The 18,740-nt window shown below is 65.2% G+C and carries 21 protein-coding genes and 1 tRNA gene (1 of these 22 only partly in view); 8 read left to right on the top strand and 14 right to left on the bottom strand.

Annotated elements, in window-relative coordinates; genetic code table 11:
- Positions 1-181 carry the 3' end of a hypothetical protein gene (locus QX070_RS07360; protein ID WP_315736253.1) on the top strand. It extends 413 nt beyond the left edge of the window, so 181 of the gene's 594 nt are visible here — the last part of the coding sequence; the start codon falls outside the window, past its left edge; its stop codon occupies positions 179-181.
- Between the two features lie 48 nt (positions 182-229).
- On the opposite strand, the gene QX070_RS07365 is transcribed toward QX070_RS07360, so the two are convergent.
- Both QX070_RS07365 and QX070_RS07370 read right to left on the bottom strand, forming a co-directional pair.
- Complete coding sequence (locus QX070_RS07365; RefSeq protein WP_315736254.1) at positions 230-1,573, bottom strand: NAD(P)H-dependent oxidoreductase; 1,344 nt, start codon at positions 1,571-1,573, stop codon at positions 230-232.
- Positions 1,574-1,740: 167 nt separating this feature from the next.
- Positions 1,741-2,541: a phytanoyl-CoA dioxygenase family protein gene (locus QX070_RS07370; protein ID WP_315736255.1), complete on the bottom strand. Its 801-nt coding sequence runs from the start codon at positions 2,539-2,541 to the stop codon at positions 1,741-1,743.
- Between the two features lie 209 nt (positions 2,542-2,750).
- Between QX070_RS07370 and QX070_RS07375 the strand changes: the two genes are divergently transcribed.
- Positions 2,751-3,293 (top strand): methylated-DNA--[protein]-cysteine S-methyltransferase, encoded by a 543-nt coding sequence (locus QX070_RS07375; RefSeq protein WP_315736256.1) that lies wholly within the window; start codon positions 2,751-2,753, stop codon positions 3,291-3,293.
- Between the two features lie 103 nt (positions 3,294-3,396).
- Positions 3,397-3,729 carry a DHCW motif cupin fold protein gene (locus tag QX070_RS07380; protein WP_315736257.1) on the top strand — a complete coding sequence of 111 codons (333 nt, stop codon included), beginning with the start codon at positions 3,397-3,399 and terminating at the stop codon, positions 3,727-3,729.
- A gap of 12 nt (positions 3,730-3,741) precedes the next feature.
- Here the strand turns inward: QX070_RS07380 and QX070_RS07385 are convergent, their stop codons facing one another.
- The 4 genes from QX070_RS07385 to QX070_RS07400 form a co-directional block, all read right to left on the bottom strand.
- Complete coding sequence (locus QX070_RS07385) at positions 3,742-4,608, bottom strand: MBL fold metallo-hydrolase (RefSeq protein WP_315736258.1); 867 nt, start codon at positions 4,606-4,608, stop codon at positions 3,742-3,744.
- A 19-nt stretch (positions 4,609-4,627) separates the two neighbouring features.
- Positions 4,628-5,242, bottom strand: a complete 615-nt coding sequence (locus tag QX070_RS07390) for a glutathione S-transferase family protein (protein ID WP_315736259.1) — start codon at positions 5,240-5,242, stop codon at positions 4,628-4,630.
- Positions 5,243-5,361: 119 nt separating this feature from the next.
- Complete coding sequence (locus QX070_RS07395) at positions 5,362-6,204, bottom strand: fumarylacetoacetate hydrolase family protein (RefSeq protein ID WP_315718081.1); 843 nt, start codon at positions 6,202-6,204, stop codon at positions 5,362-5,364.
- Positions 6,205-6,281: 77 nt separating this feature from the next.
- Complete coding sequence (locus QX070_RS07400; RefSeq protein WP_315736260.1) at positions 6,282-7,145, bottom strand: MBL fold metallo-hydrolase; 864 nt, start codon at positions 7,143-7,145, stop codon at positions 6,282-6,284.
- Between the two features lie 116 nt (positions 7,146-7,261).
- Here QX070_RS07400 and QX070_RS07405 point away from each other — a divergent pair, with 116 nt between their 5' ends.
- The gene (locus tag QX070_RS07405; protein ID WP_315736261.1) at positions 7,262-7,717 is read left to right on the top strand and encodes a DUF3775 domain-containing protein; all 456 of its coding nucleotides are present in this window, start codon (positions 7,262-7,264) and stop codon (positions 7,715-7,717) included.
- A 294-nt stretch (positions 7,718-8,011) separates the two neighbouring features.
- On the opposite strand, the gene QX070_RS07410 is transcribed toward QX070_RS07405, so the two are convergent.
- Complete coding sequence (locus tag QX070_RS07410; protein WP_315736262.1) at positions 8,012-8,794, bottom strand: SDR family oxidoreductase; 783 nt, start codon at positions 8,792-8,794, stop codon at positions 8,012-8,014.
- A 141-nt stretch (positions 8,795-8,935) separates the two neighbouring features.
- Positions 8,936-9,451: a CvpA family protein gene (locus QX070_RS07415; RefSeq protein WP_315736263.1), complete on the bottom strand. Its 516-nt coding sequence runs from the start codon at positions 9,449-9,451 to the stop codon at positions 8,936-8,938.
- Positions 9,452-9,561: 110 nt separating this feature from the next.
- Between QX070_RS07415 and QX070_RS07420 the strand changes: the two genes are divergently transcribed.
- Positions 9,562-10,323 (top strand): SDR family oxidoreductase, encoded by a 762-nt coding sequence (locus QX070_RS07420; RefSeq protein WP_315736264.1) that lies wholly within the window; start codon positions 9,562-9,564, stop codon positions 10,321-10,323.
- 45 nt (positions 10,324-10,368) lie between these two features.
- Here QX070_RS07420 and QX070_RS07425 read toward each other — a convergent pair whose 3' ends face one another.
- Together QX070_RS07425 and QX070_RS07430 are read right to left on the bottom strand one after the other, a co-directional pair.
- A complete protein-coding gene (locus QX070_RS07425; RefSeq protein WP_315736265.1) occupies positions 10,369-11,970 on the bottom strand; it encodes a GMC family oxidoreductase in 1,602 nt (533 codons plus the stop codon).
- A 155-nt stretch (positions 11,971-12,125) separates the two neighbouring features.
- Positions 12,126-13,559, bottom strand: coding sequence for a coniferyl aldehyde dehydrogenase (locus QX070_RS07430; RefSeq protein ID WP_315736266.1), 1,434 nt, complete (start codon positions 13,557-13,559; stop codon positions 12,126-12,128).
- 491 nt (positions 13,560-14,050) lie between these two features.
- Here QX070_RS07430 and QX070_RS07435 point away from each other — a divergent pair.
- Positions 14,051-14,127: transfer RNA gene (locus tag QX070_RS07435), tRNA-Met, on the top strand.
- A gap of 303 nt (positions 14,128-14,430) precedes the next feature.
- Here QX070_RS07435 and QX070_RS07440 read toward each other — a convergent pair.
- The 3 genes from QX070_RS07440 to QX070_RS07450 all read right to left on the bottom strand — a co-directional run bounded on the left by QX070_RS07440 (position 14,431) and on the right by QX070_RS07450 (position 16,403).
- Positions 14,431-15,516, bottom strand: a complete 1,086-nt coding sequence (locus QX070_RS07440; RefSeq protein ID WP_315736267.1) for a YeeE/YedE family protein — start codon at positions 15,514-15,516, stop codon at positions 14,431-14,433.
- A gap of 122 nt (positions 15,517-15,638) precedes the next feature.
- The gene (locus tag QX070_RS07445) at positions 15,639-15,989 is read right to left on the bottom strand and encodes a metalloregulator ArsR/SmtB family transcription factor (RefSeq protein ID WP_315718315.1); all 351 of its coding nucleotides are present in this window, start codon (positions 15,987-15,989) and stop codon (positions 15,639-15,641) included.
- 24 nt (positions 15,990-16,013) lie between these two features.
- Positions 16,014-16,403 (bottom strand): thioredoxin, encoded by a 390-nt coding sequence (locus QX070_RS07450; protein ID WP_315737028.1) that lies wholly within the window; start codon positions 16,401-16,403, stop codon positions 16,014-16,016.
- 121 nt (positions 16,404-16,524) lie between these two features.
- Between QX070_RS07450 and QX070_RS07455 the strand changes: the two genes are divergently transcribed.
- Entirely contained in the window at positions 16,525-17,259 is a 735-nt protein-coding gene (locus QX070_RS07455) for a cytochrome c biogenesis CcdA family protein (RefSeq protein WP_315736268.1), read from the top strand.
- Here the strand turns inward: QX070_RS07455 and QX070_RS07460 are convergent, their stop codons facing one another.
- Complete coding sequence (locus tag QX070_RS07460) at positions 17,260-17,976, bottom strand: hypothetical protein (protein WP_315736269.1); 717 nt, start codon at positions 17,974-17,976, stop codon at positions 17,260-17,262.
- A 94-nt stretch (positions 17,977-18,070) separates the two neighbouring features.
- Between QX070_RS07460 and QX070_RS07465 the strand changes: the two genes are divergently transcribed.
- Positions 18,071-18,658, top strand: coding sequence for a thioredoxin family protein (locus QX070_RS07465; protein WP_315736270.1), 588 nt, complete (start codon positions 18,071-18,073; stop codon positions 18,656-18,658).
- The last annotated feature ends 82 nt before the right edge of the window (positions 18,659-18,740 follow it).

The following is an 18,740-nucleotide window of genomic DNA, read 5'->3' on the forward strand; positions in this document are numbered from 1 at the left end:
GCAGATCGATCAGGTCCAGGCCGATAACAAGATGAAGCCCGACGACAAGAAGCAGGTCCTCAACGATCTGAACGCGGCGCTGAAGGCGAAGCCACCGGAGGTCGAGAACAAGGGCAACATCGATCTCGTCGTCAAATATTACGACAAGCTCGCCGCTGCCTTCGGCGAGGATGACAACTGAGCCCAGACGTCACGTGATCTCAGAGCCCCGGCCCTCGGTCGGGGCTTTTTATTGACCGCGAGAGGGGTGAGGCTCGGGAGTGAATCCGCGCGCGAACGCCATTTCCATCCCTTTGCGGGTCGCGACGATATCGCTGTCCATGTTGTCCACGTCGACGTCGCCCCACCGCACGACTGCACCATGAGCAACGTCGTCTTTGAGCTTCACGCGATGCGCCAATCCGATCGGCAGCGCCCCAAGCTGGAGGCTTGTACGCGCCGGAATCACCTTACCCCAGACCGTGTAGCCGCCCTCACCATCGAGCATCTCGCCGGCGCGCAGGTCCTTCTTGGCGACGGCGACGACGTCGCCGCGGAAACCGAGCGGCTGTCCGGTCGGCTCGCGCCGCAGCGCCGCCGACAGCACCGAGACGTTCAGCTCCAACCCGATCAGGTGATAGGGCTTGTACATCGCCGCATAGCGGCCGCTGGCGTCCGTCTTCAGGCCGTATTGGCGGAAGCAGTCCGCTGCGTAGTCGTTCGGCGCCTCCAGCACGACATAGACGCCCCAGCGCAGATCGCGAAACACCGGCCGTCCGTCGCGTTCCAGCGATGACACCACTTCGACCATGCCCGATCGTTCCAGCACGCCGCCGCGGTCGCGCGGGCGCAGGACATGGGGCAGATCATCGACACCGCAGGGTGGAAACAGCAGTCCGTCCGTGGGCACGTCGAGCCCGGTCGCGTTGGCGATCGCGGCCATCTCGATGGCCGACTTGGTGCCGTCGAGGAAGGAATTGAACATCTGCGGGTTCATGCCGGCAGACTGTGCTTCGCCCGCCGTCAGCCCGTAATGCTGCCAGACGCCGTCCGGCGTCACGTCGTGATAGGCCGGCAGATATTTCGTGCCCTTGCCGGCCGCGACCACGTGGAAGCCGGTCGCGCGTGCCCAGTCGACGAGTTCGGCTGTCAGCGCCGGCTGGTCGCCATAGGCCAGCGAATAGACCACGCCCGCCTTGCGCGCCTCTTCCGCAAGAAGCGGCCCGGCCAGCACGTCGGCCTCGACATTGACCATCACGATGTGCTTGCCAGCCTTGATCGCGGCGCGCGCATGGCGGATGCCGGCAGCAGGATTGCCGGTCGCTTCGACAACGACATCAACGCCGTCACCCGTCGCCTTCGAACCATCGGGGCTGAAATTCGTGCGCGCGATCAGCTCGGCGCTCCAGCCGACCGTCCGGCACGCGTCGCGGGCGCGCTCGGGATCGAGGTCGATGATGACGGGGACCTCGAGGCCCGCGACATGCGGTACCTGCGCCAGAAACATCGAGCCGAATTTGCCGGCGCCGATCAGTGCCACGCGGACGGGCTTGCCGGAGGCATTGCGCGCTTGGAGGAGGGCGTGGAGGTTCATTGGGGAATTCCAGTGTTTCTTGGAGGCGCGGTAGGGCGGCTATCAGTTTCCCCGTCATGGCCGGGCTTGACCCGGCCATCCATCTCCAACGGGGGCCGTCGTCCTGATTGATGGATGCCCGGGTCAAGCCCGGGCATGACGACATTTTTCGTGGCGAGTGCTGTGCTCTACTCCGCCGCTTCGCGATGCGCCCGCGCCAGTTGTAGCAGCGCATCGTCCGGCAGCGTCACAATCGGCGTGAAGTCGCGATGCGCGATGTAGTCGGGCCGCGTGGGCGTGCGGATATGGTTCGAGACGGCGTTGAGCGTGAGGTACACGATCTTGCGCGGATAGGGTGTGATGTTGCCGGCGGAGCCGTGCACAAGATTGCCGTGGAACATCAGCATGCCGCCCGGCTTTCCGGTTGGCGCGACGATGCCGCCTTCTGCGACCAGCCGCGTCACCGTCGCCTCGTCCAAGGTCCACAATGGATAGGAGGTGGTCGCGAGATCATGCGACGCCTCGAGGTCGCCGGCATGCTGGCTGCGCGGCACCAGCATCAAGGGGCCGTTGATCGGCATGACCTCGTCGAGGAAGATCGCGATGTTCATCGCGCGCGGCTCCGGCATGCCGTCGTCGCGCTTCCAGGTGCCGTAGTCCTGGTGCCATTGCCAGACATCGCCGGTGAAGGCCGATTTGGCGTTGATCTTGAACTGATGCATGTAGACCTTCTCGCCGAAGATCTGCTCGATCGGCTCGATCATGCGCGGATGCGCCGCGAGCACGCGGAAGGCGTCGTTGTAGAGATGGGCGGCAAACGCCGTGCGCGGCGCGCCGCTCCTTTCGCGCCAGACCTCGGGCCTGTTGGCGGCGTAGATCGCCTCCGCCTCGTGGGCGAGGAACGCGGTCTCCTCCGGGCTGAACAGCTCGGGCAGGAACAGCCAGCCCTCGCGGTTGAAGAATGCAATCTGCTCCGGGGTCAGCTTCATGTCCTTCTCCCTCGCCTTGGCTTCCTCGGACGGGGCGCCCGCTCTTTGCGCCGGGCTGCCTCTGCGTCGTGCTCCCATCCTCTCGGCCTGCCGATGGGCGTCACGGTGCTTCCGCTGTCGACATTGGCAGAATCCGGGTGGATCGCAACATTCTCCAAGCCTATTTTGACTGGCAGATGATACGGGGCAGATCGACGATGGAGCCCGCCATGTCTGACCACTTCTACGCACTTTTCGAGACCGCGATCGGCACTTGCGCGATCGCCTGGGGACCGCGCGGAATCAACGCGGTGCAACTGCCGATGGGCGGCGTCGCGCAGACCCGGACCCGGATGCAGCAGCGCCACCCGGGCATCGGCGAGGATGAGCCGCCGGCGCATGTGCAGCGCGTCATCACCCGCGTCAAGGCGCTACTGGCCGGAGAGCCGGATGATCTCACCGACGTGGCTCTCGATCTCGACGGCGTCAGCGCATTCCAGCGCGGCGTCTACGACATCGCGCGCCGGATCCCGCCGGGCCGGACCCTGACCTATGGCGACATCGCCAAACAGCTCGGCGGCGTCGAGTTGTCGCGCGAGGTCGGTCAGGCACTGGGCCGCAACCCGTGTCCCATCGTGGTGCCATGCCATCGCGTGCTCGCGGCTGGCAACAAGCCGGGCGGCTTCTCCGCCAATGGTGGCGTCGACACCAAGCTGAGGATGCTGGCGATCGAGGGCGCCGCGGTGAACCATACGCCCAGCCTGTTCGATTGACGGCAGAACGCTACTGGAAGGCGGGTTTGATCTCCGGCGCGGTTCGCTCTATGCGGTGGCGCGGTCTCGACCCCGCCAACCCATCTCCGAGCTGAGCGCGCCGATGAAAATTCCGACCCTTCCCTTCACCGTGACCGACTGGTCGGCCGTTCCCGTGACCGAGCATCCGGGAGAGCAGGGCACGGCCTATTGGCGGACGCTGATGATCGGCGACATCCGGGTGCGGCAGGTCGAGTACACGCCGGGCTATCTTGCCGATCATTGGTGCGATCGCGGCCACATCCTGCTGGTGCTGGAAGGCGAGCTCGAGAGCGAGCTCAAGGATGGTCGCAGGTTCACTCTGTCGGCGGGCATGAGCTACCAGGTCTCCGACTTCGGCGACGCTGCCCATCGGTCCTTTACGCCGAAAGGCGCCAAGCTGTTCATCGTCGACTGAGATCTGCGAGCGTTACACGGTCTCGCAGGCGAAGCCGTCGCCCTTGCGCCTGATACGCCCGACCGAGGGCGAGGGAAAATGGGCCGTGCAGCACAGCGTCGCCGTGTCGCAATAGCGATCGAGAAAGGTGCGCCGCGTCGCTGCGGCCTGCGCCGGATCGACGTCGAATTTCGGTGACAGCTCGGGAAGCCCAAGCTGCAGCGGCGAGTGCATCAGGTCGCCGGAGAACACCGCGTCGTCCCTGCCCTTGCCGACGGCGACCGCGACATGGCCGGGCGTGTGCCCCGGCGTCGGCAGCAGACGGACGTGATCGCCGATCGCGAATCCATCCTTCACGATGTCGGCGCGCTTGGCCTCGACCACCGGCAGCACGCTGTCGGCGAATGGAGGCACCTCGGTCTTGGCGTTCTGCGCCACCCAGTAATCATATTCACGCTGCGCGAATACGTAGCGCGCATTCGGAAAGGTCGGCACCCAGCGGCCGTTGTCGAGCCGCGTGTTCCAGCCGACATGATCGGTGTGCAGATGCGTGCACATCACGACGTCGATGCCGTCGACCGACACGCCCGCAGTCGCAAGCGCCCGGATGTAGGTGTCGTCGGTCTTCATGTTCCAGACCGGCCGCGCGCGCGGCTTGTCGTTGCCGATGCAGCTGTCGATCAGGATGGTGTGGTGAGGCGTCCTCACCACGTAGGACTGAAAGCACAGGATCAGCGTGTCCTGCGCATCGAGGGCACCGGCCGCCTGCAGCGCGCTGCGTTCCGCTGCCAGCATCTCCGACGTCAGCTCCGGAAACATCTCGCGCGCCGGCAGGAACGTGGTTTCCTGCTCGATGATGCGATGAATGGTCGTGTCTGCAACCGAGAATGTCAGCGTCACGTCAGCTCCTGTTCGGCGATCAAGCCGCCGGCGGCACCGAGACCTTCACCGATTCCCGCTCCAGCATCTTGTTGTGGAACGCGTCGAGCGTTGGAAACGCCTTGCGCCAGCCGCAATCCGCAAACCGGAAATCGGCATAGCCGAGCACGCAGACGAGTCCGATCGAGACGATGTCGAACGGGCGCGTCATCAAGTCGGGCTGCGCATTGAAGCGCGCCATGCCCATCCAGGCTCTGTTCCAGTGGTCGTCGGACCACGCCTGCCAGCGCAGGCCCTCCGGGCGCACCATCGCCTCGTAGCGGCACAACAGCATCGAATCGAGCATGCCCTGCAGCATCGAATGCTCGCTCTTCACCTTCCAGCGCGAGGGACCCGATGCCGGAATGAGCTTGTTGCCGCCGGCGAGCTCGTCGAGATACTCGACGATCACATAGGAATCCAGGATCACGTCGCCGTTGTCGAGGATCAGCACCGGCAGCTTCTTCAGCGGCGTGATCTTCGAATACTCCTCATTGGCCTGGCCCGGCGTCACCGCTGCGGCCATGAATTCGATCTTGTCGATCAGCCCGAGCTCGATGGCGGCGATGCGCACCTTGCGGGCGAACGGCGAGGCGGGCGAGAAGGTGAGTTTCATCGGTAGTGTCCTCTGGCTGGTCATTCCGGGGCGATGCGAAGCATCGAACCCGGAATCTCGAGATTCCGGGTCTGGCGCTACGCGCCATCCCGGAATGACTCACAAGTCGATATCGCGCCTTACGCCTCGATGATCTCCTGGCGCTGCTCGCCGAGGCGCTCGATGCCGAGCGTGACGACGTCGCCGACGTTGAGGAAGGTCGGCGGCTTCATGCCCATGCCGACACCCGGAGGCGTGCCCGTGGTGACGATGTCGCCGGGCAGCAGCGTCATGAACTGCGAGACGTAGGAGATGCACTTCGCCATCGAGAAGATCATCGTCGCGGTGGTGCCGGTCTGGCGGCGCTGGCCGTTGACGTCGAGCCACATCGACAGGTTCTGCACGTCTGGAATCTCGTCCTTGGTGACGAGCCACGGGCCGACCGGGCCGAACGTGTCGTGCGACTTGCCCTTGGTCCACTGGCCAAGCCGCTCGATCTGGAAGTTGCGCTCGGAGACGTCGTTGCAGATCGTGTAGCCGGCGATGTGGTTCAGCGCCTCCGCCTCGGAGACGTATTTGGCGCGGGTGCCGATGATGGCGGCGATCTCGACCTCCCAGTCGAGCTTGGTCGAGCCGCGCGGCTTCTCGACCTGGTCATAGGGACCGCACAGCGCAGTGTTGGCCTTGAGGAAGAAGATCGGCTCGGCCGGAATCGGGTTGCCGGTCTCCTTGGCATGGTCGGAGTAATTGAGACCGATCGCCACGAATTTCGAGATGCCGGTGACGGGGGCGCCGAGCCGCGGCTTGCCGGCGACGGCGGGCAGGGAGGCCGGATCGAGCGCGGCGAGCTTCTTCAGGGACTCCGGCGCATAGGCGGCGCCGTCGAGGTCCTTCACATGCGCCGACAGGTCGCGCAACTGGCCGGATGCGTCGATCAGGCCCGGCTTTTCCGCGCCCTTCTCGCCGTAGCGAACAAGCTTCATTGGTTTCTCTCCCTCAATTCCTTGGTATTCCAGAGCCCTGTCATGGAGCATGGCGGGAGGAAATTCAACCTCGCGGGCTATGCGTCGCCGCTGCCCTGTAATGCCTCGAAGCGGAAGGCGGCGCCGTCCCGCCGGATATGGCCGGCATGGAAATGGCCGCCGATCACCAGCGTCTCAGTGTCGGCAAAACGCGAGAACAGCGCCCGCCGGGTCGCGATCGCCTGCGCCGGATCGGAATCGACCGTCGAGCTCCAATCGAGATGCGCCATCTGGCAGGGATGATGGGCGACGTCCCCGGTGAGCAGGGCCTGTGCGCCATCCGAGCCGATGTGCAGGCCGACATGACCGGGGCTGTGGCCCGGCGTCGGGATCAGCGTGATCTCGTCGGTGATCACAGCCTCGCTTCCGACCAGCTCCGCACGTCCGGCCGCAACGATCGGCTGCACGGAATCGGCGAAGGTCGCGGTCTCGTCGGCGGCCTCGCCGTGATCGCGCCAATGCTCATATTCGCTGCGGCCGAAGACGTAGCGCGCATTGGCAAAGGTCGGGACCCAGCGGCCGTCGACCAGCCGCGTATTCCATCCGACATGGTCGACATGGAGGTGGGTGCAGATCACCATGTCGATGCTCTCAGGCGGGAGGCCAGCAGCGCTCATCGTCTCCAGGAACGGTGTCGCGCGGTTGTTCCACATTGGCACGCTGCGGCCCTGCTTGTCGTTGCCGAGCCCGGTGTCGACCACGATCCGCATCGTCGGTGTTTCCAGCACCAGGGTGTGGATCGACATCTTCAGCCGGCCTTCATCGGTCGCAAAATCGGGCGCGAGCCAGGACAGCTCGCGGATCGCCTCGGGCGTTGCCTGCGGCAGGATGAAGCGGGTGCCGCCGACAGTCTCCAGCTCGACGAATTTGGTGATCCTGACCCGGCCGATCGTCCAAGACATGCGCGCTTCCTCGTCGTATTCTTGATGCCGCTCACGATGCCGCGTGGCTTATTCCGGCGCAATGGATCAACTGCCCGGAACAAGCGTTGCTGCATTCCGTCCATGAGGAGAACGCCATGCCAGAGCTGACGATATCGCCCGAGAAGGTCGCCTTCCTGATCGAAAAGGCGCGCGAGTTCGACGTCAAGGAGCAGGCGACCGATGAGGAATCCGGCTCGAATGCCGTCGATGACGACATGGTCGACGTGCTCCAGGATAGCGGCGATGATCCTGTGGTGCGCGAGATCACCGGTTTCATCAACGCGATGACCGAGGACGAGCAGACCGATCTCGTCGCCTTGATGCGGCTCGGCCGCGGCGACGGCGATATCGACGAGTGGGACGATCTGCGCCGCGAGGCCGCCGGCCAGCGCGACCGCCACACCGCGCGCTATCTGCTGGGCGAGCCGATGCTGGGCGATCTGCTTGCGGAAGGTCTCGACGCCTTCGGCATCGACTGGACGGAAGGCCGCACCACGGCGGATTCGTCGAGCCCGAGCCAGCGCGACGAGGACGAGACCACGAAGCGGTAGGTCGTTCGGAAAGGTAGAGTCGCTGTATTCATAGCGCGGATGGCAAACAGAACTCATAGCTTTATTAGTTGGATTCGAATTCCTGTTGCGCCGGCACTGCGCTCCCTCGCCCCGCTTGCGGGGAGAGGGGTGGGTGAGGTGGACTCTCCACAGACACCCGCGTTCGCGGGAGAGCCCTCCTCATCCGGATTGCATCTTGCGATGCAATCCGACCTCTCCCCGCAAGCGGGGCGAGGTGAAAGCCCGGGGTTGGCGTAGCAGGTTTCCGCGCCAGACCGCCCAAGGAAGTCTGTCTTACAGCGTGCCTGGGAAGGCGCCGCCGTCGAGCAGGATGTTCTGGCCGGTGATGTAGCCGGCCTTGGCGCCGCACAGGAAGGCGCAGGCGAGCCCAAATTCCTCGGGATCGCCGAAGCGACCTGCAGGGTTCGTCTTGGCGCGGTCGGCGAGGATCTGCTCCGGCGTGACACCGCGCCTCTCGGCTTCGCCCTTTGCCGTCGAGAGCAGGCGGTCGGTCTCGAACGGCCCCGGCAGCAGCGCGTTGATGGTGACGTTGTTGATCACGGTCTTGCGCGACAGGCCGGCGACGAAGCCGGTGAGGCCGGCGCGGGCGCCGTTGGAGAGGCCGAGGATGTCGATCGGCGCCTTCACCGCGGCCGAGGTGATGTTGACGATGCGGCCGAATTTGCGCGCCATCATGCCGTCGACGGTCGCCTTGATCAGCTCGATCGGCGTCAGCATGTTGGCGTCGAGCGCCTTGATCCAGTCGTCGCGGGTCCAGTTGCGAAAATCGCCGGGCGGCGGGCCGCCGGCATTGTTGATCAGGATGTCCGGATCCGGGCAGGCCTTCAGCACGGCGGCGCGGCCCTCAGGCGTGGTGATGTCGCCCGCCACTTCCGTCACGGTGACGCCAGGATTGGCAGCGCGGATCTCGGCCGCGGTCTTTGCCAGCACCTCGGCGCCGCGCGCCGTGATCGTGACATGCACGCCCTCATTGGCGAGCGCGATGGCGCAGGCGCGGCCCAAACCCTTGCTGGAGGCGCAGACGATGGCGCGGCGGCCCTTGATCCCGAGATCCACGATTGATCACTCCGATATGTCAGTGAGGCTGGAAGGAAGATGGGCGCATTCTAGCCAACCGAATTGCCGCTGATAAGAGCAGCCGGCCTGTGCCGAATTGCATGGCTCGCTATGACGGGAGAGGCGGCGCCGCCGTGTCCGTCAGATGCGCCGTTCCTGCTTCAGCCGGTCGATCAGGCTTGCGACCTCCGGAGGCAGCGAGCGGAAGCCTTTTGCGCCTGCGAGCGAGAGCATCGGCCGCAGGCGTGATCCCTCGAGGAAGCGCGGCTGACGCTCGGGGGGAACGATCCTGTCGAACACCAGCACCAGCGTGGTCGCGACCATGCCGGTGCGGATCGCGCCCAGCAGAGCGCCGCCGAGCCGGTCGCCAAAACCGGCTTCGGAACCGATCGCCTCGTCGAGCAGGATGCGGCCGATCTTGCCCAGCGCCATGCCGATGACGACGAAAGCGGCGAAGAACTGCAGCCAGTTCTGTGCCAGCGGAGTGCCGTGCACGTCGCGCAGTTGCGGGCTCATCGCCGCGACAGCGCCCATCGCCAGCGGCATCGCGAGCAGGTAGGCCAGAATCGTGATGGCGCTGCGCAACAGCCCGGTCGAGAAGCCGCTGTAGACGGCAACCATCAGTGCTGCACAAGCGGCGAGGTCGAAAGCGTTCATGGTTGCTCCGCCGCGGTTGTAGGCCGGTCCGGTAAACGATTCCGGTTTGCGCTGTTTCAAATCGTCTGTATCAATGCGCTGCAACAAATGAGGAAACTGTGGGAGAGACCATGTCCGACCTGTTCGATGTCAGCCGCGAGGTGATCCTGATCACCGGCGCGAGCCAGGGACTCGGGCGGCAGTTCGCACGGGTTCTATCGGCGCATGGCGCCGCCGTTGCGCTCGCGGCGCGCCAGACCGGCAAGCTCAAGGCGTTGGAGGAGGAGATCAGGGCGAGGGGTGGTCGCGCCGCCGCGGTCGAGATGGACGTGACGAGCACGGCGTCGATCGCCAGGGGCATGGATGCCGCCGAGGCCGCGCTCGGGCCCGTCACGGTGCTGATCAACAACGCCGGCATCGCGGTAGAGAAGCTCGCGGTCGAGCAGAGCGAGGCGGATTGGGACGCCGTGATCGGCGCCAATCTGAAGGGCGCCTATTTCGCCGCAACCGAAGCGGCGCGGCGCATGACGGCGCGCAAGGCCGGCGGCAACATCATCAACATCGCCTCGGTGCTCGGCTTCAGCGTCGTCAAGTTCATCTCGCCTTATGCGATCTCCAAGGCCGGCGTGGTGCAGGCGACCAAGGCGCTGGCGCTGGAGCTTGCGGCGAGCGGCATCCGCGTCAACGCACTGGCGCCCGGCTATATCGACACCGACATCAATCACGACGTCTGGGAGACGCCTGCGGGCGAGAAGCTGATCAAGCGCATCCCGCAGCGGCGCGTCGGCCATGAGAGTGATCTCGACGGCGCAATCCTGCTGCTGGCGTCCAATGCCTCGCGCTACATGACCGGCAGCGTTGTCACCGTGGACGGCGGCTTCCTGCTGACGTGAGGCCCTGCTGATCCGCAGGTTGATATCCCTCGATGGCAAGCGGACTCAGCCTTTCAGCTCGCTCCTGATCATGTCGGCGGCCTTCTCGCCGATCATGATGGTCGGCGCATTGGTGTTGCCGCCGATCAGGGTCGGCATGATCGAGGCATCGACCACGCGCAGGCTGGAGAGACCGTGCACCTTCAACTTGGGATCGACCACGGCGAGTGGATCGTCGACGCCCATCCTGCAGGTGCCGACAGGATGGTAGACCGTATCGACGCGGGCGCGCATGACGGCGCGAATGTCGTCGTCGGTCCTGACGTCCGACGTGAACAGGTCGCGCTTGCCGAGGCTGCGCATCGCCGGCGTCTGCATCAGCCGCTGCGTCGTCTTGTAGCCAGCCACCATGGTCTCGAGATCCTCGGCCTCGCCCAGGAAGTTGGGATCGATCAGCGGCGCGGCGAGCGGATCGGCATTCCTCAAACCGACCGTGCCGCGGCTCTTCGGTCGCAGCAGACAGAAATGGCAGGAGAAGCCGTTGCCATGGCGCTTGCGGCCGTGATCGTCGGTGACGGCCATGCCGAAATGCAGCTGGATGTCGGGGATGTCGAGATCAGGCCGCGTCTTCAGGAAGCCGCCGCATTCGGCGAAGTTCGAGGTCAGGACGCCGCGGCGCTCGCGGCGATATTGGCCGATGCCCGCCAGCAGCCGACGCAGGCCTTTCGGCGACAGGGAAGAGAAGTTGGGGTTGTCGGAGGTGTAGGCGAAGATGAAATCCGGATGATCCTGCAGGTTCTGTCCGACACCCGGCAGATGGTGGACGCTGGCGATGCCGAGCCGCGCCAGTGCAGTTGCGTCGCCGATGCCTGACAGCATCAGCAATTGCGGGGTCTGGAACGCGCCGGAGGCGAGGATCACTTCGCGCCGGCAGCGGATCTCCTTGACCTCCTTGCCCTGGCGATACTTCACGCCGACCGCGCGCTTGCCCTCGAACAGGATCATCGAGGCATGCGCCGAGGTCTCGACTCGCAGGTTGCTGCGGCTGCCGAGATGCGGCTGGATGTAGGCCCGTGCCGCGCTCCAGCGCTCGCCATTGGCTTGCGTGACTTGATAGAGCCCGAGCCCTTCCTGCGTCTCGGCATTGAAGTCGTCGCGGATCGGAAACTGCGCTTCGCGCGCGGCCTGGAGGAAAATCTCGTGCACAGGATTGTCGGTCCGCAGCCGGTTGACGGGCAGCGGTCCCGATCGGCCATGATACTCGCCGTCGAACTCGGCATTGTTCTCGGAGCGCTTGAAGTAGGGCAGTACGTCGTCATACGACCACCCGGGATTGCCGAGTGCAGCCCAATGATCGTAGTCGGCGCGGTGGCCGCGGATGTAGACCATGGCGTTGATCGCCGAGGAGCCGCCGAGCCCGCGGCCGCGCGGCTGATAGCCGATGCGCCCGTCCAGGCCCTTCTGCGGCACCGTGGTGAAGGACCAGTTGTTCACGGGCCCCGCGACCATCAGGAACAGCATGTAGGGCGTGGTCACGATCCAGTTGTCGTTGCGTCCCCCGGCGTCGAGCAGCGCCACGGATGTCGCCGGATCTTCCGACAAGCGGCCAGCAACCGTTGCGCCGCCGCTGCCGCCGCCCACGACGATGAAATCGACCTCGTCCGTCACGCATCTCTCCCTGATGTTGTCTTGCTTGTTGTTTGAATGTCATTCCAAGAGCGGCGCCGCGCGCAGCTGGCGAAACCATTGGGTTAGGCTTGCACCCCATCATCTCGGGGTTCCGGGTTCGCACTTTGCGCGCCCCGGAATGACGATTGGTGTGGCTAGGACAGGAATCGCAGCAGCTTTTCGATTCGTGCGATGCTGGCGCCGTAGGGAGGATAGAGATCCTTCATGCGGTTGAAGGGCGAGCGGTAGAATACCGGCTTCAGCTTGCTGAAGCTGTTGAATCCCCATTCGCCGTGATAGTGGCCGATGCCGGAGGCGCCGACGCCGCCCATCGGCTGGTTCATCTGCGCAAAATGCAGCAGGCAGTCGTTGATGGTGACGCCGCCGGAGACGGTGCGTGCAAGCACCGTATCACGGGCCGCAGCGTCAGTGCCGAACCAGTACAGCGCGAGCGGCCGGTCGTGGGCATTGATGTGGCGGATCACCTCGTCGGACTGGCGATAGGTCATGATGGGCAGCAGGGGACCGAAGATCTCCTCCTGCATGATCGCCATGTCCGGGGTTGCACCGACCACGACGGTCGGTGGAAATTTCCGCAGCTTCTTCCAGGCCGGATCTTCCGGACTGGTCGTGCTCAGCGTCTTGGCGCCGCGCGCGATCGCGTCGCGCAGCAATCCTTCCAGCCGGGCATAGTGCCGCTCGGAGATGATCGACGTGTAATCGTCATTGGCCGGGTTGGTGCCGAACATCTGCAGCATCTGCCGGTGCAGCTTGCCCGCGAATGCGTCGCGTTGCGGCTCGGGCACGAACACGTAGTCCGGCGCGATGCAGGTCTGGCCGGCGTTGAGCAGCTTGGCATAGGCGATCCGCTCCGCGGCTTCGTCGATGTTGGCGGAGACGTCGACGATGGTCGGTGACTTGCCGCCGAGCTCGAGCGTCACGGGGGTCAAGTTGCGCCCGGCGGCCTCAGCGACGATGCGGCCGACGCGGGTCGAGCCGGTGAAGACGAGATGATCGAACGGCAGCGCCGCAAAGGCCTCCGCGATGCCGTTGTTGATGCCGGTGACGGTGAGCTGGGCCGGGTCGAAATTCGCCGCGATCAGCTCCTTGAGCAGCGCGGAGAAGTGCGGCGTCAGCTCGCTCGGCTTGATCATGACCCGGTTGCCGGCGGCGAGCGCGCCGATTGCCGGCGCCAGCGTCAGCTGCAGCGGGTAGTTCCACGGCGCGATGATGCCGACCACGCCGAGCGGCTGCGGAATCAGGCGGTTGCGCGCCGGCCAGAACTGCAGCGCGGTGGCGATGCGCCGCGGCGCCATCCAGCGCGGCAGCACCTTGAGCGTGTGCCTGATCTCGGCCTGCAGGAACAGCGTTTCGGCAATCGTCGTCTCGACGGCGCAGCGGTGGCCGAAATCGGCCGAGATCGCCTGCTCCAGGCGCTTCTCGTTGTCCGACAGCATCGCTCGCAGCCGCTTCAGGCCGTCCAGCCGCGCCGCGAGGGCGGGTGGAGGCGCATTGCGGGAGGCCTCGACCTGCGCGTGGAACGCGTCGTCGAGCGCCGAGAGGGCTGGGCTCTTCACGGACTGGTCCATGGACGTCTCCTCGCGTGTACCGCGGCCGCGTGCAGGGCCGTCATTCTGGTTGGCCTAAAGCTGCCGCGTTGCGGAACCCTTGGCAAGCACGGCATCGGTTTGCGCCGCCTGGCGATAGCGTAGAGCCAAACCGTTTGGCGGGTGTGTGGTTCGTCGATCCCTGCCGCCGCCCTTCGAGGAACTTTGTCGTTGTTCCCAGCCTGGGCCGTGCGCCTCATGCTGGCGGGCAAACAGGCCGATCTCATAAGAGATTGGATTATCGATGTAATTCGAGCAACGAGGCTCGTAGCGGGCGGTGTCACAATCCGGCAAAAAAACTTGCGGAAAGCCCTTTCCAAACCGGCCTCGCATTGGTACATACCGCCCGCACCCGATGGCCGACCCGGCCGGCGGGCTCAAGCCTTCTCAGGAAGCCTTTGGGATGGATCGGCAGCGCCTCAGGCGTCTGCCAGGACCGCCCCGTGCTTCTCTGAAGGTGACGCACAAGTTAACGCGGGGTGGAGCAGCCCGGTAGCTCGTCAGGCTCATAACCTGAAGGTCATAGGTTCAAATCCTATCCCCGCAACCATTGAGACCGAAACTCCCGTAGCCGACGAGGCTGCGGGAGTTTTGGTTTGTGCCGCGTCCTCCCTGTGAGCTCCTGTGCAGCTGAGGACAGTGCCGTCTCCCCATGAAGCGTGGCATCGGAAGATCCGGGGATTATCACCAGGACGGCGCGCACACGACCGTGTGAGCCGGCAGACAATCTGCGAAGCTCGCGTTGAACTGAAGTATTGAGGCAACGGCGAAATCCACAATCCGTCTGCCTGCGGTACAACGCCATTGCCCTGGCGTGGGGGCAAGCTTGCGCATTGCGAGAGCGCAGCCACCGTCACGATGTCAGACGCAACAGATTGCGCACGGCGGGGCGCCATTCTCCGGTCATGGTGTATTCGAGGCCGAGCCGTGCGCCGCAGGTGATCGCCAGCATCGTCAACGGCGCCGAGACCGCCAGCGTCGAGAATGCCGACAGGCCCTGTCCGATCGTGCAGCCCATCGACATGATGCCGCCGGTGCCCATCAGCAGCGCGCCGGTCATGTGACGCTTCAGCTCGCGCGCGTCATCGCAGGCTTCCCAGCGGAAGACGCGCGAAAACATTGCCGCGACGAACGAGCCCAGGATCACGCCGGCGACGGAGCCGATCGCGAAATCGGCCCGGCTGCCCGACAGCGTGGCGATGTAGAGCACGGTATTGCCGAGCGGGGCAACGAAGGTCAGGGATGCCACGCGCGCCGGATCGAAATCGTCATTGCCGAGCCAGCTGGTGGCGAACCAGCCGAACGCCACCGCACAGCCTACGGCGAGGCCGGAGAGCAGCAGGCGCGGCGATCTCACGAGGCGCCCGTCGGCCAATGCCCAGGCCGCGAGCGCGACCGCTGCGACGGAAACGGTTGCCGGCCGCGCATATGAGCCAAGCGCGGGCGACAGCAGCATATCCATGCCCTGGGTCATCGTTTCGGGCAGGCGTATGGAGAGCGGCTCGATCAGCGAGATGCGCAGGAATCCCGTGAGCCCGCGCATCGCGGCCAGGGCTGACACGCCCAGCACCAGAAACACGACGATGGCGCGCAGATCACCGCCGCCGATACGGACCAGCGTTCCGAAGCCGCAGGTGCCGACCAGGGCCATCCCGATGCCGAACGACAGGCCGCCGAGAATGGCGCCGCCGAGCGGAATGGACGACGTCAAGTAGATCGAGCGCGACAGGTCGATCAGGCCGAAGCTGGCGAGCAACTGGGTTGCGACCAGCGCGACCGCGGCCGCCAGCGCGAAGGATTTGAGTCGTCGGGTATCGGCGCCGAAGAACGCGTCCTCCAGCATCGCGAGCGTACAGAAGCGGCCGGCGCGACCGGCGACGCCGAGAACGGCGCCCGCGAGCAGCCCACACATGAACGTCAGTGCTGATGGGCTGAGCATTCCTCTCCGACATCCTCGTTGGCTTCCTGGCATTGTGCGCCAGGAACGGCGGGGACGCCAGACCTCTCGCGCCCGCTACAGGGCGCGCCGATGCGAAGCCCGAGACCGCGAGGGCCAACCTCTCAGCGGCGGCGCTTGCGGACCGGCTCGCAATAGACGTCGTAGATCGCCGTCAGGATCTTGCGGACATCTTCGCTCGCAAGGCTGTAGTAGATCGTCTTGCCCTCGCGCCGCGTCGTGACCAGCCGGTCGAGCCTGAGACGGGCGAGCTGCTGCGAGACGGTCGACTGCCGCTCGCCCAGGAACTGCTCGAGCTCGGTGACGGATTTTTCGCCTTCGGCGAGGATGCAGAGCAGCAAAAGTCGGGACTCGTGGGACAGCGCCTTCAGCATCTCGCTGGCTTCCCGCGCCTTCTCGATCATCTGCTCGAGCTCGGCAGAGGTTTCGATGTCCTTCAACTTCGGCAGCGGCATGAATTCTGGATCCCTCGGTTGGCGTCAGGAGCGGGCCGGAGCCCCGCTTGTAGCATTCATTATGCGGCCGAGCAGCCCAAAGAAGAACGCATCGCCGGGATAACCGCGGATGCGTCCGATCTCGCGGCCCTGCTCGACCACCACGAAGGTCGGGGTGAACGCTCCCGGATCGATGCCGGAAAGATCCGTCGGCAGCGGCTTGGCAAGGTCGACCCGTCGCAGCGGCAGCGCGCGCCCTTCGTCGGTCTTGTCGTAGATGGGACCGATTTCTGCGTTGAAGCGGGCGCACCAGCCGCAGCCCGGACGTTCGAACATCACGAGCTCGGAGGCGAACGCCGGGGCCGAGAGGCAAATGCCGGTCACCACCGCCCCTGCGAGCGTTGCGAATCCGCGCGATGCACTTCTGCTGGACATGCCGAGATCCTCTCTGGACTTGTCGGTCAATCTATCATTAAATTCGAATATGTACTAGTGCGCGATTTCCGAATCCTGCCCGGCAGGCCGGGCACGTAGCGCTGGCCGACCGGGAGGAAAGATGGATCTCGACGTCACGCTGGGGGCCGCGCTGGCCGCGGGTCTGTTGTCGTTTCTGTCACCGTGCATTCTGCCGCTGGTCCCGCCGTTCCTGTGCTACATGGCTGGCGTCTCGGCGGCCGACGCGATCGGCGAAACCAGCATGGCCCAGCGGCGGCGGACGGTGCTGACGGCGCTGTGCTTCGTCGGCGGTTTTTCGCTGGTGTTCGTCGGTCTTGGCGCCACCGCCTCGGTGTTCGGGCGATTCATCGCCGGCCATCTCAGCCAGCTCGGCATCCTCGCCGGCCTCGTCATCATCACGATGGGGCTGCATTTCCTCGGGGTGCTCCGGATTCCGCTGCTGTACCGGAGCGCGACGATCGACGTCGGAAGCAAGCCGGCCGGTCTGCTCGGTGCGTTCGTGATGGGACTTGCCTTCGCCTTCGGCTGGACGCCGTGCGCGGGGCCGGTCCTTGCCGCCGTGCTGATGATGGCCGGCGCGGAGGCGACGGTCGGCAAGGGCGCGCTGCTGCTCGCCGCCTACTCGGTCGGGACCGGCATCCCGTTCCTGATCGCTGCCGCCTTCACAGGGCAGTTCATGACCATGCTCAAGAGCATCAAGCCGCATCTCCCCCTGGTCGAGAAGACGATGGGCGGCTTTCTCGTCCTGACCGGCGCGGCCTTTCTCGCCGGCGTGATCCCGCGGATGTCGGAATGGATCTTCGAGCGCTTTCCGTCGCTCGCCACCATCGGCTGATCAGCCGAAGCGGAAGTCCAATAGATTGACGAAGGACTGCAGCTCGATCTCATAGCGATGCACCAGGCCGGCGTCGCTCTCGCGCGCAGCGCGGCCGATTTCGCCGGCGCTCGTCGTGGCGCCGTCGATCAGGCGGCGGAATTCGGCCTGGCGCGCCACATCGGGCGCGGCGAGGCCGTTGCAGCGTTGCAGTCGGTCGCGCAGCGCTGTGCCGGCCTGGACGACCTCGCCAGGCTCGGCCTTGCCTGCTGCGAACCGCGCAGCGGCGTTGCGCAACGCGTCCATGACGGGCGACAGCTCGAACACGCAATCGCTGAGCTCGACCACGCCGGCGTCCTGCCTCAGGGCGTGAAGCGACCGGCGCAACGCGGCAATGGCCGCCGCAGCGCGCGCGCCGTCACCTGCGGTCAGCGCTTCGTCCGCCTGCTTCAGGCGATCGTTTCCGGTGGCGATCAGCTCTGCAAAGGATTTGGCCGAATAGGGCGCATTGGAGCGCTCGGCGAGCCGGCTGAGCCTGGCCCAGGCGATCCGGGCGTCGTCGAGCTCGATCTGCGCCAGACCCACATTGCCGGTGCGGCCATAGCTCGCGGCTGTGCGCAGGCTGGCCATCGCCGAGCGCATGAAGGCAGCAACGTCCGCGTTCTCTTCGGCGTGCCCACGGACGCCATGCGTGAGGCATGACAGCACGAGCGACAGCATGATGACGCGGCGCAGCATCGAATGTCCTTTTCACATTCTGTTATTCGAATATCATGTATCGAAATTCCGTGGACTTGGCAAAGTGGACTTGGCAAAGCGCGCGAGCAGGCTGATGACGACGAACCGGACGATGACGCGGCGCGATCTGGTTGCGCTGCTGCCTGCGGCGGCCGTCGGCCTGGCGTCAGCGCCGGCGCAGGCCGACGCGGCGCTCGGCGACGACGGGCTCTATCACCAGTCCTGGTTTCTCAACAGCTTCCTGGATCTGCGCGAGGATCTCGAAAGCGCGGCGTCGGAAGGCAAGCGGCTTGCGATCATGTGGGAGCTGCGCGGCTGCCCGTATTGCCGCGAGACTCATCTGGTGAACTTTGCCGACCAAGGGATCACGGACTACATCCGTGCCAATTTCGAAGTGCTGCAGCTCAACCTGCTCGGCGCGCGCAAGGTGATCGACTTCGACGGCAAGGAGTTCACCGAGAAGGAGCTCGCCGAGCGTTACGCGATCCGCTTCACGCCGACGTTCCAGTTCTTTCCGCCATCGGCCGAGGGCGTCTCTGCGAAGGAGCCGCTCGCGCGCGAGGTGGCTCGCGCGCCGGGCTATCTCAAGCCGCCGCATTTCCTCGCAATGTTCCGCTTCGTGCGCGACAAGGCCTATGAGCGCGGCACATTCCGCGACTATCTCGCTTCGACCAAGGGTTGAGTGCACTGCGGCATCGAAATACGCTTGACACCAATCACATTATCAAATCATAATTCTTGAATATGATGGATCGTAAGTCCGT

The sequence above is a fragment of the Bradyrhizobium sp. SZCCHNR1093 genome (assembly GCF_032381175.1).
GTDB lineage: Bacteria > Pseudomonadota > Alphaproteobacteria > Rhizobiales > Xanthobacteraceae > Bradyrhizobium.

Coding starts and splice junctions, on each gene's coding strand:
- QX070_RS07400 (WP_315736260.1), bottom strand. CDS start 7,145: ATGTCTTGGACGATCGGCCGGGTCAGGATCACCAAATTCGTCGAGCTG.
- QX070_RS07440 (WP_315736267.1), bottom strand. CDS start 15,516: ATGCTCAGCCCATCAGCACTGACGTTCATGTGTGGGCTGCTCGCGGGC.
- QX070_RS07420 (WP_315736264.1), top strand. CDS start 9,562: ATGTCCGACCTGTTCGATGTCAGCCGCGAGGTGATCCTGATCACCGGC.
- QX070_RS07465 (WP_315736270.1), top strand. CDS start 18,071: ATGACGACGAACCGGACGATGACGCGGCGCGATCTGGTTGCGCTGCTG.
- QX070_RS07390 (WP_315736259.1), bottom strand. CDS start 5,242: ATGAAACTCACCTTCTCGCCCGCCTCGCCGTTCGCCCGCAAGGTGCGC.
- QX070_RS07405 (WP_315736261.1), top strand. CDS start 7,262: ATGCCAGAGCTGACGATATCGCCCGAGAAGGTCGCCTTCCTGATCGAA.
- QX070_RS07445 (WP_315718315.1), bottom strand. CDS start 15,989: ATGCCGCTGCCGAAGTTGAAGGACATCGAAACCTCTGCCGAGCTCGAG.
- QX070_RS07370 (WP_315736255.1), bottom strand. CDS start 2,541: ATGAAGCTGACCCCGGAGCAGATTGCATTCTTCAACCGCGAGGGCTGG.
- QX070_RS07395 (WP_315718081.1), bottom strand. CDS start 6,204: ATGAAGCTTGTTCGCTACGGCGAGAAGGGCGCGGAAAAGCCGGGCCTG.
- QX070_RS07460 (WP_315736269.1), bottom strand. CDS start 17,976: ATGCTGCGCCGCGTCATCATGCTGTCGCTCGTGCTGTCATGCCTCACG.
- QX070_RS07415 (WP_315736263.1), bottom strand. CDS start 9,451: ATGAACGCTTTCGACCTCGCCGCTTGTGCAGCACTGATGGTTGCCGTC.
- QX070_RS07365 (WP_315736254.1), bottom strand. CDS start 1,573: ATGAACCTCCACGCCCTCCTCCAAGCGCGCAATGCCTCCGGCAAGCCC.
- QX070_RS07380 (WP_315736257.1), top strand. CDS start 3,397: ATGAAAATTCCGACCCTTCCCTTCACCGTGACCGACTGGTCGGCCGTT.
- QX070_RS07455 (WP_315736268.1), top strand. CDS start 16,525: ATGGATCTCGACGTCACGCTGGGGGCCGCGCTGGCCGCGGGTCTGTTG.
- QX070_RS07375 (WP_315736256.1), top strand. CDS start 2,751: ATGTCTGACCACTTCTACGCACTTTTCGAGACCGCGATCGGCACTTGC.
- QX070_RS07450 (WP_315737028.1), bottom strand. CDS start 16,403: ATGTCCAGCAGAAGTGCATCGCGCGGATTCGCAACGCTCGCAGGGGCG.
- QX070_RS07430 (WP_315736266.1), bottom strand. CDS start 13,559: ATGGACCAGTCCGTGAAGAGCCCAGCCCTCTCGGCGCTCGACGACGCG.